The sequence below is a fragment of the Clostridium sp. YIM B02551 genome (assembly GCF_022324735.1).
Lineage (GTDB): Bacteria > Bacillota > Clostridia > Clostridiales > Clostridiaceae > Clostridium_T > Clostridium_T paridis.
In genome coordinates this window covers 1-11,907 of record NZ_JAKGTF010000003.1, presented here as the reverse complement: position 1 = coordinate 11,907, position 11,907 = coordinate 1, and the positions used below count along the sequence as shown (strand labels likewise).

Sequence of the window (11,907 nt, the reverse complement as noted above, 5' to 3'; positions counted from 1 at the left end):
TATAGGGAGTGGTGGAATGAAGGTTAAACAAAAAACTTTTTCGGTAGTTATTTTAAGTTTTATCTTCATGTTTCTGGTAACATATGCAGTATTTTACCTGTCATATTATGGGTTCATAGAGAAACATAAAAAAAGTGAAATAGAGGAAAGTTTCCAAACATTAGACTATATTTTAAGCAATGAAGAAGAAAATTTGAAAAGTTCTCTTTTGGATTGGGCTTTTTGGGATGATACCTATGGATTTATTAATGATAAAAATGACGAGTATATAAAATCTAACTTAGACTTTAGCACGCTAGTTACACTTAATTTGAAAATGATGATTTTCTTAGATAATAAAGGTAACTTGGTATATAGTAAAGAAACTGGAATTGATAAAGCAATATCAAAGGAATTAAGTAATGAGATTTTACTTAAAAATAAACAAATAAAGGATATTGGAAGTAATAAAAGCCCATTACTTTTAATAAAAAATAAAGCTTTTTTAGTTGTAAAGTCAAAGGTTACAAAATCGGATAATGCTGCAGATACTAATGGATCTTTGATATTTGTTCGAGAAATTGATAACAAATTATTAACGTACATACAAAAAACTGCAAAGACATCCTTGGAATTTAATAATGTAAGTGAGGCAAATGATAATTATTATAAGGATTTCAAAAGTTTAAATAATGAAGTTAAGTATAAAAAAGGTAAATTGAGTTTTGAGTCGTACAAAATTGAAAATGATGTATTTGGTGAAAAGTCTATTATGTTTTATATAGAAACAGAGCAAACTAATTATCAAGAATACTATTTTAGTATCTTTGTAATAGGAATTATTCTACAGATTTTATTAGTATTTGTTATTGACTATATAGTTATCGACAAGCAAATATTTAAAAGACTATCTAAATTAACTGATTTTATAGAGTATGTGGCAAAAACAAAAGATACCAGCCTCAAAATTCAACTTAGTGGGGAGGATGAGCTTAATCAGCTAGCTGACTCTACTAACAGAATGTTAATGGAACTAAATAGTGCTTATAAGGATATTAAAGAAAGCGATGATAGATTTAGAATAATAATGGAAGCTACAAATGATGGTTATTTAGATTTCTATGTAAAAAGTAGAGAAGTTTATATTAGCCCAGAATGGAAAGCGGAAATAGGATACGAGGGCGAAAATGGTATTGAATTATTTAAAAGTTATATTTCTAAAATTCACCCTGAATGCTTTGATAGATTAAAGGAAAAGTTCTACAAAGTAATTAAAGGAGAAGAAGATAGTTTCACAGAGGAATTTAAAATTATCAAAGAGTCTGGTGAGATAATTTGGGTATCACAAAGGGGTAAGGTTTCAGAGAAAGATTCAAATGGAAAACCAATAAGGATAGTGAGCACCTTATCTAATATAACAGACAGAAAGAAATATGAAGAAGAAATATTATATTTAAGTTATTCAGATAAGCTTACTGGAATTAAAAATAGAGCTTATATGGAAAATGTCTTTAGTGAATTAAATGGTAATAAAGAATCTAAATATTTCATTATAATGGGAGATTTAAATGGACTAAAGCTAGTAAATGATTCTTTTGGACATACAGAGGGAGATAAATTGATTTATACTGCAAGCAGAATACTAAAGGAGGCCTGTAGTGCTAATGATATTATCTCAAGATGGGGTGGAGATGAGTTTATTATAGTCATAGTAGACAAAAATAGAAGTTATGTTTCAAAATTAATTGATAATATTAAAATTGCATGCATGAAAGAAAAAGGAAATAAATTTAATATTAGTATAGCACTAGGATATGCTGAAAAAAGTGCAGAATATCCTAATACAGAAGCAGTAATGTGTTTAGCTGAAAAAAGAATGTATCGTAACAAGCTTATGGAAGATAAGAGTTCGAGAAATTCTACTATAAGTTCATTATTAAGGACATTACATGAAAAACATAGTGAAACAGAGCAGCATACCATGAGAATTAAAATATTAAGTTTAAAGCTAGGAAAGAGATTAGGCTTAAGTGAAGATAAATTGGATGAATTAGGATTACTAGCTCTATTACATGATATCGGAAAGATAGGAATCCCTGAGCAGATTTTAATGAAGCCTTCATCTTTAACAAAAGAAGAATTTGATGTAATGAAGACACATACAGAAATAGGCTATAGAATTGCCAAATCAACACCTGTATTTGCACATATTGCAGATGAAATACTATATCACCATGAAAAATATGATGGTACAGGCTATCCTATAGGACTAAAGGGAGAAGAAATACCTCTTTTAGCAAGAATAATAAACATTGTAGATTCCTTTGATGTAATGACGCATCAGAGAGTTTACAAGGAAGCACTAAGTGTTGAATTTGCTATTGAGGAATTAAGAAGATGTTCGGGAACACAATTTGATCCATATATAGTACAAGAGTTTATTGATTTAATAAATGAAAAGAATATACACTAGTTTATAAAGGATTATCTTAAAGTGAATTTATATTTACTTTGGGATAATCCTTAAATTTTTGATATAAAATATTGTTATCGTGAACTTTTACATAAATTTTACTTTTATATAATATAATTATATGGGAAAATATGGTAAAGTTTTCTTATTAATTTATGTAAGGGGATGGGTAATGTTGAAAAGTATTCAAAGAAAAAAGAAGTTAACAGCTTTATTTGTAGCAATGTTTGTGGCATTTTCATTATTCTCAAACGGCTTCGTAAGCATAGCTAAAGCAGCTACAGCTGAGAAAAATTTTGACATAATTGAAGTTACTGACTTTCATGGTACACTTTTAGATTCAAGCAACAATCAAGTTGCAGCAGTACTGGGGGATAGAATAGAGAAAGTTCAAAATTCAAATCCAGGAAGAACTCTTCTATTAGGGGGAGGAGATCTATATCAGGGATCTGCAATATCAAATATGCTTAAAGGAGTGCCAGTTGAGCAGGTATTCACTAAATTGGGAATGGATGTAACTGCTTTAGGTAATCACGAGTTTGATTGGGGAATAGATACACTTAAGAATGTAACCATGAAAGGGGCAGGTTACTCAATAGTTTGCTCAAATGTTTATGATAAGACAACAGGAAAGAGAGCTTTTGAGCCATACAAAATTATAGAAAAGGATGGTGTAAAGATTGCAGTTGTTGGAGCAATAACTGATACAACACCGACTATTGTACTTCCTGCATATGCAGATAATTACAAGTTTACAGATGTTTCAAATGAAATAAATACAATAGCAAAAGAAATAAAAGACAATAAGCTAGCAGATGTAACAGTAGCTTTAATTCACGAAGGAGATAATTTAGATAATGCTACTGGTCCAATATTTGATATAGCAAATAGCTTATCGAATGTAGATGCAGTTTTTGGAGGACACTCTCATTCAAAAGTATATGCAACTGCTTCAGTTACGAAGATTCCAATATATATTGCAAACTCAAGTGGTAAAGGATTTATTGATGCAAAATTTAAAGTAACATCAGAAGGAAAAGTTGTGTTTAATACACCAAGTTCCTCAGACTATACAGCTTTAGATAACGATAGTGGTTATAAAACAAGTAATCCAATAATAGATCAAAGTATTAAGGCAATTGTAGATGAAGCAAATTCAAAAGTTGCACCAATATCATCTGAGGTTATAGGTAAAAATAGCGGAAGTACATTAACAAGAACTCAGAGCAATGAGCCATTTGGTTCATCATTATTAGGAAAATGGGCATCTGATGTAACTAGAAGTGCTGTATCAGCGGATGTAGGATTTCAAAATAATGGGGGCTTAAGAATAGATATTCCTACTGGAAATATAACAGTTGGTACTATGTGGCAGTTTATGCCTTTTGATAACACAGTATATAAATTAACTATGAATAAAGCTGGACTTAAATCAGTATTAGAACAGGCTGTACAAGATGGAGGAAAAGGAATACAAGTATCTGGAATAAAGTTCTCTTATAATTCTTCTAGTGCAAGCGGAGAAAGAGTAGTTAATATAACAAGAGAAGATGGTTCACCAATATCAGATAGCGAAGCGCTTACAGTTGCTGTTCCAGATTTCTTAGCTACTGGCGGAGATGGATTTACAAACTTTAAAAACTTAGGAGGAACAAATCCAGCAAATGATTCACACATTCTTGTTAGAGAGGCATTAATAAATTGGTTAAAACAGCATAAGGCTAATGATCCAAGTATAACTACTTCTTCTGAAAATAGAATAATAAATGTTTCTGGAGAAAAAACAATTTCAGTTGTAGCAACATCAGATGTACACGGTAATATCTACAATTATGATTATGCAACAGGCAGTGCTCCTTCAAAGTCACAAGGGTTAGCAAAGGTATCTACTTATGTAAAAGGACTTAGAGCTTCAAATTCAAATGTTATGCTTATAGATAATGGAGATACAATACAAGGAACTCCACTATCATATTATTATGATATGCTTGATACTAAAACAGAGTATCCTATGACTAAGGTTATGGGGGCTATGGGATATGATACGTGGACACTTGGAAATCATGAGTTTAATTATGGATTAGATACATTGAATAGAATAATTGGAGATGCAAGAAACCAAAACATTCACGTTTTATCAGCTAATACCTATAAAGATGATGGAAGTAACTTTGTAGATCCATATTATATAAAGAGTTTTAATGTAAATGGCAAGGAAATTAAGGTAGGTATATTAGGATTAACTACTAAGTGCATACCAAACTGGGAAGATGCAGCACATTATAAAGGACTAAAATTTAACGATTTAGTAGATGAAGCAAAAAAATGGGTGCCAGAGGTAAGGGCAAAAGGAGCAGATATTGTTATAGTTGCTGCTCATAGCGGAGAAGAAAGTGCCTCAGATGTTATTCCAGAAAATGAAATAAAAGCTTTAGCTACAGGAGTTACTGGAATAGACGCAATAGTAGCAGGACATGCACATTCAACATTAAATGATATTAGTTTAAAGAATCCAGAAGGCAAAGTTATACCAGTAGTTGAACCTGGAAAATGGGCAAATAATGTTTCACAAATAGATATAAATGTGGCAAGAAACGGTAGTATTAATGGAATAAATACTAAAAATGTTCCAATGGATAACGCTATAGAAGAAGATCAAACCATTAAGGATTTAGCAAAGCCATACCAAGATACAACTTTAAAGTATATTGAAACTGTTCTTGGAACATCAACAGGGGAATTTAAAGGGGAAGGACAATTGGAAAAGCCAACTGCAATAATGGAATTAATAAATAAAGTACAAAAAGAAGCAGCAGGAACTCAATTATCAATAGCAGCTCCATTAAGTGCGTCAGCATTTATACCAAAAGGAAATGTTACTATAAAAGATGTAATGTCAGTGTATGTATTTGAGAATTTCCTATATGGAGTAAAGATGAATGGAAAGCAGCTTAAGGATTGGATGGAATATTCAGTAAGATACTACAAACAAGTATCAAATGAAAATGATCCTATTACAAAAGACACAGTTTTAAACATTGCAGACTATAATTTAGACCAATTATATGGTGCAACTTATGATATAGATTTAACTGAACCAGCGTGTACAATTGACAAAGTTACAGGTAAAGTAGTTTCAGGAAATAGAATTAAGAACTTAAAGATTAATGGAGTATCTGTTAAAGAAGATACTATATATACAGTTGCCATAAATAATTATAGATACAATGGCGGTGGAGGCTTTATGAAAGCTGTTGGATTAAGCAGTACTGATCCAAGTATAGTAACCTATGATTCCTCAAAGGCATTAGGTGACGATGGACAAGTAAGAAGCTTGATGATGAGCTATATTCAAAAGCATAAGACCATATCTCCAGACTGTTCAAACAATTGGAAGGCAAGTACAAAGCCTGTTAGCATAGTTGGAGATGTAGTTAATCCTCAAACACCTAGTGAAAACTCAGATCTTCCTAAGACAGGAAGTGTAGTTAGTGCAGAAAGACTTTTAGCTTTTGGCTTGATATTAGCTGCAATAGGGTACGGAGTACAACGTAAAAAGAAGAAAATAAGTTAATTAAAGGGACGGTTCTTCATCTTTAAAGTGAAGAACCGTCCCCATATTTATCTAATATTAAAAAATAAAACTAAGGCAAGCATTATAAGACCTATGATTCTAGTTAATATTGTAGATTTTTTTATTCCCATAAATGCATTTGTTTGAGGAGTAGTAAAAGGAAATAAAATAATTGTAATTGCAATGCCTCCACACATTATTGATAAGCCTATTTGAGGCATGAAAGTAAGCGGAATACCTATAAATACAGAAAGCAATATGCCTGTAACAAAAAACTTTAAATTCCTTGATACTTTTTGGTAATAAGAAGTGGTTTTTTTCTCACATTCATCACTGCATACAAGCATTTTATTTTCCCCTAAATTTTTACTCTTTAAAGTAAGTTCTTTATAGCCATCACCATTTTTACCACACCAAATACATTTATTCATTATTAACATCTCCAAACTAATATATTGAATCTAAATATTTTTTTCCTGTGGTTGTTTTTAAATATTTATCCTTAAAAGTTTCGATAGCTCGTCTATTCATGTTATCTTCATAAGCATTTACTAAAAAATCAGCTTCAATTAAGATTTGTAAATCTAAGCCGTTAATTTTACTATAACTATGATGGTTTCCGATTAAATAACAAACTCTATCTAGTATATCTTCATCTAGATTTAAATCTTTAAGCAACTCTCTAGCTACTGGAGGCCCCTCTATTTCTTGATAATTGCCAGCAGAACTATTATATTTTCTTTCGCTTTCCTTAATGCCTATATCATGAAGAATAGATGATATTTCAAGTATTAAAAGTTCATTATCTTTAAGTCCTTCTAATTCCCCAATGTTTTTACCAAAACTATAAACTTTAAGGGCATGATTTATTCTTCTAATGTCTTTTTCAAAATAGAAAATCATTTTTTGTAATACTAAACTTGGAATATGCTCCATAAAAACACCTCTTAGTTAATTTATATAAATGTATTTTATCACTTATTTTATAACTTGTTCAACATATAGAAAAGATTGCCATTAAAATATATAAGATAATTGAGGATATAAATGAAAAATTATCAATAATTGTAGCATTGGAGGAGGAATTTTTAAATTTTGAAAAATTTATATTGTTTGAGGCATGTTCATTTGTTAGAATATACATAGGTAATAAATAACCCAGCGGGACAATAAAGTGCCCGTTTGAAAAAATAGCCCTTTCGACTAACCTTTATTTTTAGGCTATAAATTCTAATTGTTAGGGAGGAGTAACAAAATGATGTATTCAAAAGAAGTTGAAGAAATGTGCGTAGTTGCCAAAGGCCCAAATCATGGCGCAGCACCAATTCCTGTAGAGGGAAAATGGGTACAAGCTAAAGAAGTTACAGACATATCAGCATTAACTCACGGAGTAGGCTGGTGTGCACCACAACAAGGAGCTTGTAAATTAACGTTAAATGTTAAAGATGGAATTATTCAAGAAGCTTTAGTTGAAACTATAGGTTGTTCTGGAATGACTCACTCAGCTGCTATGGCATCTGAAATATTACCAGGAAAAACTATATTAGAAGCATTAAACACAGACTTAGTTTGTGATGCTATTAATACAGCTATGAGAGAATTATTCCTTCAAATCGTATACGGAAGATCACAAAGTGCTTTCTCAGAAGGCGGACTTCCTATAGGAGCAGGTCTTGAAGACTTAGGAAAAGGATTAAGAAGCCAAGTTGGTACTATGTACGGTACTTTAGCTAAAGGACCAAGATACTTAGAAATGGCTGAAGGATACGTAACTAACGTTGCATTAGATACTGATAATCAAATCATTGGATATAAGTTCGTTAACTTAGGAAAAATGATGGAATCTGTGGCTAAGGGAGTAGATGCGCAAACAGCTTTAGAACAAGCAACAGGTCAATATGGTAGATTTGATGATGCTGCTAAAGTAATAGACCCAAGACATGCATAATTAAGTGGTTGAAGGAGGATAATTAACATGGCATTATTTGAAAGTTATGAAAGAAGAATAGGACAGATAACTCCAGTACTAGAAAAGTACGGAATTGCATCTATGGAAGAAGCAAGAAAGATTTGTCAAGATCTTGGATTTGATCCATATACAATAGCAAAAGAAACTCAACCAATCGCATTTGAAAATGCTGGCTGGGCTTATGTTTTAGGAGCTGCTATTGCTGTTAAAAAGGGAGCTAAAAAAGCTGCTGATGCTTCTACTGCTATAGGAGAAGGATTACAAGCATTCTGTATCCCAGGATCAGTTGCAGATGATAGAAAAGTTGGTTTAGGACACGGAAACTTAGGAGCTATGCTTTTAAGTGAAGAAACTAAATGTTTCGCATTCTTAGCTGGACACGAATCATTCGCAGCAGCTGAAGGTGCTATCAAAATAGCTGAAAAAGCTAACAAAGTAAGAAAAGAACCATTAAGAGTTATATTAAACGGTCTTGGAAAAGATGCTGCTCAAATAATCTCAAGAATTAATGGATTTACTTATGTTCAAACTAAGTTTGATTACTACACTGGAGAATTAGCTATAGTTAAAGAAATAGCTTACTCAAATGGCCCAAGAGCTAAGGTTAGATGCTTTGGTGCTGATGATGTTAGAGAAGGTGTTGCTATAATGCACAATGAGGGAGTTGACGTTTCTATAACTGGTAACTCAACAAACCCAACAAGATTCCAACATCCAGTTGCTGGAACATACAAAAAAGAAATGGTTGATCAAGGAAAGAAATACTTCTCAGTTGCATCAGGTGGTGGTACTGGAAGAACTCTTCACCCAGATAACATGGCAGCAGGTCCAGCTTCTTATGGTATGACTGATACTATGGGAAGAATGCACTCTGATGCTCAATTCGCAGGATCTTCATCAGTTCCAGCTCACGTTGAAATGATGGGTCTTATCGGAATGGGTAACAACCCAATGGTTGGAGCTACAGTTGCAGTAGCAGTTGCTATCGAAGAAAGTCTGAACAAATAATTTAATTAGTAGTAATTAAATTAAAGATACAAGGCACGTTTTATTAGTGAAAAGCTAGTAGGACGTGTCTTTTTTGTGTGTTCAAAAGGGAAAATATATGGTGGTGGCGAAATATATAAGCTGGGGAATATTAAATGGGTTTTTGAAGATAACTTTGGAATAGGAAGATGATAAAATGAAAAAGTTTTTAGAATATATTAATATAATTATACTTATTTTAGTTTTTGCATGCTACAGAGAATTACCAGTGAAAATTCAAGTTTACCTTCCATTATTTTTAGGCATATGCTTTGGGGTTAAGATTATTTATCAGATATATAAGAAATATTATTGGGAAGAAATAGTGAAAACTGTAATATTTTTTATTGTAGCTATGATATTTTTTCCATTTTTATATCGTTCCGCATATAAATTTGATGATTCATTGATGAAGCCTACATTACTAGTTATAGGATGGATGTTTCCAGTTTTAGCAGCTATTACTATGGTATCTTGGAAAAGACGAGGGGAAATAGATAGACTTAGAAAAGGGAGATATGCTTTGGTATATTTTATATTATTAGCAATTTTCTGTACAATAGTAGCAATAGTAAAGTGATTAATTAGATTTTATTAAAAAGAGCTAATAAAAGTTTTAGGAATCTAGTAATAATACTTATATAATACACAAATGTTGTATTAATATTCTTACTTTAAACTCTAGCAGTTATATTGAAATGGAATGTGGTTATAAAACTTTTAAATGGAGGTAAAAATGAATATTATTAATGATGTTGAAGCTATTTATGACAGAGGGGAAATGAGTTATCCATTATCAACTTATGTTGATAGGGATATTTGGAAGAGAAGATTTCAAGAGAATTTTCCGGATAAATATATCGATAATCTTACAGACTTTAACTATAATAAATGTTTTACTGTATGTATTCATCTATCAGATGCTAATGCTGGAATAGGTAGTAAAGAATTCGATGAGTATATTATAAAGAATGGAGTGGTATATGAGGCTTTAATAGAAATTTCGGCATTGTTTCCTTATTGCATATTAAAATATTCAAAATATTATTTCTTGGAAGGAGAAATAGAGAATGAGTGCAGAGATATACCTTATTGTAAAGAACATACAAAATTTGACCAAGAGATAAGGGATATATTGGATAGGTCAAAACTAATTTTACTTGATGATGAGGTATTAATGACAGAGATACCGGGCAAATCTCTTGAATTGAGAGAAGCACCTGTTAGTGCATATAATTGTCTTTTTCAAGACACTTATGCTTATTATCCATATACAAGTAAGGGAAGATATTATTAAACTTCCTGATTGTTCAATAATAAGTATGATTTTGAATTGAAATAATTAGAATCATGGATAACTTAAAATGAAGCTAAATAAAAAAATATATGGTAAATTGTTGATATTTATAACATCGAATATATATGAGTATATTTATAATAGCTTATTTGAAACTAAAAAAGAGAACATGAAGCACTTATAATAAAGCGCTTCAAGTTCTAAAAGAGTTATTTTAAATTTTGCTATATAGAGCATATAAAAAGCTTTAGGAATCTATAAGTAATACACATATAATACACAAATGCTATGTTAATCGGCTTATTTTAAGCACTCACAGTTGCTATTGAAGAAAGTCTGAACAAATAATTTAATTAGTATAAATTAAGTTAAAAATACAAGACACGTTTTATTAGTGTAAAGCTAGTAGGACGTGTCTTTTTTGTGTATACGAAAGGAAAAGTATAAGGAGATGGCGAAATATATAAGCTAGGAATTATAAATTTAATTCTTTACAATAAAGAATTATAGGAAGTATTAGTGTTAAGTTTTTGTAGGCGTAGGAGCTGGAATCAAGATTGATTATTTAGGATAGAGAATAATGGGCTCATACTATAGGGGGAAGTAATAATGAATAAAAAAACTAAAAGCTTAGAAATTTCAGGAATATGTAGTGTTTTTTTAGGTATGGCAATTAATAGAGTTTTAAGTTCATATTTTAATGACAATGCAAAAGTTATAGCTATGACTATAATAATTACGATACTAATGTTTATAGTCATAGTTCTTATTTCAGGGAAACATTACGTAAGTGCAATAGCACTGATGTCTATTGTAGTATCGTTTATATTACTCACAATTGGAATGTATTTAGATAATTTATATCTAGCGGGTATTGGATTAGGATTAAGTCTTTTAATAATTGCTATACTTGCAAAAATATTACCGACAATAGTAAAAAATAAAAAAACTTTTTAATAAATTGATTAAGTTACAGTAAGGAGAAATTTATAAATCAAAAAACATTATAATCATGGATGAATTAGTAATATTAGATTCTTCATTATTTCTAACTACAGTCAGTAGTTCATAGTCATAATAAATTAAATGAACGAAATGTTTCATGAAATTAAATATGAAAACAGCTTTGTTATTTATAGTCTAAGGAACTACTATATTTCTGATATTAGGTAAAATGAATGAAGTTTTATTAGAAAAGTGAAACAATAAAAAATTAATTAGGGTTATGGAAGTAAAATAAAAAAGCACTTAGATTAATCTAGGTACTTCTTCATTTTAGATAATAATTTAATTTAAATATTGGAGTAGATGATTTAAAAAATTAGTATCATTATAGATTTTACGATAAAGCTTATAAAAAGTTATAGGAATCTAATAGTAATACACATATAATACACAAATGCTATGTTAATCGGCTTATTTAAAGCACTTACAGTTGCTATCGAGGAAGCTCTAGCAAAATAATTTAATTTGAATTAATTGAATTAAAATACAAGACACGTTTTATTAGTGTAAATAAAATGTACCCGTTGTAAAGGACAGTTTAAAAAAAGACTATATAGCAGACTTAAGAAGATGATTTCTGTATT

9 protein-coding genes are annotated in these 11,907 nt (G+C 30.6%); 7 read left to right on the top strand and 2 right to left on the bottom strand.

Features of this window, described 5'->3' with window-relative positions; all coding sequences use genetic code 11:
• The first annotated feature begins 16 nt into the window (after positions 1-16).
• Positions 17-2,452 carry an HD domain-containing phosphohydrolase gene (locus L1S47_RS04270; protein ID WP_238882258.1) on the top strand — a complete coding sequence of 812 codons (2,436 nt, stop codon included), beginning with the start codon at positions 17-19 and terminating at the stop codon, positions 2,450-2,452.
• A gap of 175 nt (positions 2,453-2,627) precedes the next feature.
• Positions 2,628-6,026: a bifunctional UDP-sugar hydrolase/5'-nucleotidase gene (locus L1S47_RS04265; protein WP_373689032.1), complete on the top strand. Its 3,399-nt coding sequence runs from the start codon at positions 2,628-2,630 to the stop codon at positions 6,024-6,026.
• 47 nt (positions 6,027-6,073) lie between these two features.
• Here the strand turns inward: L1S47_RS04265 and L1S47_RS04260 are convergent, their stop codons facing one another.
• Both L1S47_RS04260 and L1S47_RS04255 read right to left on the bottom strand, forming a co-directional pair.
• Complete coding sequence (locus L1S47_RS04260) at positions 6,074-6,457, bottom strand: hypothetical protein (protein ID WP_238882256.1); 384 nt, start codon at positions 6,455-6,457, stop codon at positions 6,074-6,076.
• Between the two features lie 16 nt (positions 6,458-6,473).
• Entirely contained in the window at positions 6,474-6,962 is a 489-nt protein-coding gene (locus L1S47_RS04255) for an HD domain-containing protein (protein ID WP_238882255.1), read from the bottom strand.
• 319 nt (positions 6,963-7,281) lie between these two features.
• Between L1S47_RS04255 and L1S47_RS04250 the strand changes: the two genes are divergently transcribed.
• The 5 genes from L1S47_RS04250 to L1S47_RS04230 all read left to right on the top strand — a co-directional run bounded on the left by L1S47_RS04250 (position 7,282) and on the right by L1S47_RS04230 (position 11,275).
• Positions 7,282-7,974 carry an iron-sulfur cluster assembly scaffold protein gene (locus L1S47_RS04250; protein ID WP_238882254.1) on the top strand — a complete coding sequence of 231 codons (693 nt, stop codon included), beginning with the start codon at positions 7,282-7,284 and terminating at the stop codon, positions 7,972-7,974.
• Between the two features lie 27 nt (positions 7,975-8,001).
• The gene (locus tag L1S47_RS04245; RefSeq protein ID WP_238882253.1) at positions 8,002-9,003 is read left to right on the top strand and encodes a GGGtGRT protein; all 1,002 of its coding nucleotides are present in this window, start codon (positions 8,002-8,004) and stop codon (positions 9,001-9,003) included.
• Positions 9,004-9,178: 175 nt separating this feature from the next.
• The gene (locus L1S47_RS04240; RefSeq protein ID WP_238882252.1) at positions 9,179-9,601 is read left to right on the top strand and encodes a hypothetical protein; all 423 of its coding nucleotides are present in this window, start codon (positions 9,179-9,181) and stop codon (positions 9,599-9,601) included.
• A 156-nt stretch (positions 9,602-9,757) separates the two neighbouring features.
• Positions 9,758-10,318, top strand: coding sequence for a hypothetical protein (locus tag L1S47_RS04235; protein WP_238882251.1), 561 nt, complete (start codon positions 9,758-9,760; stop codon positions 10,316-10,318).
• A 609-nt stretch (positions 10,319-10,927) separates the two neighbouring features.
• Positions 10,928-11,275 carry a hypothetical protein gene (locus tag L1S47_RS04230; protein ID WP_238882250.1) on the top strand — a complete coding sequence of 116 codons (348 nt, stop codon included), beginning with the start codon at positions 10,928-10,930 and terminating at the stop codon, positions 11,273-11,275.
• The last annotated feature ends 632 nt before the right edge of the window (positions 11,276-11,907 follow it).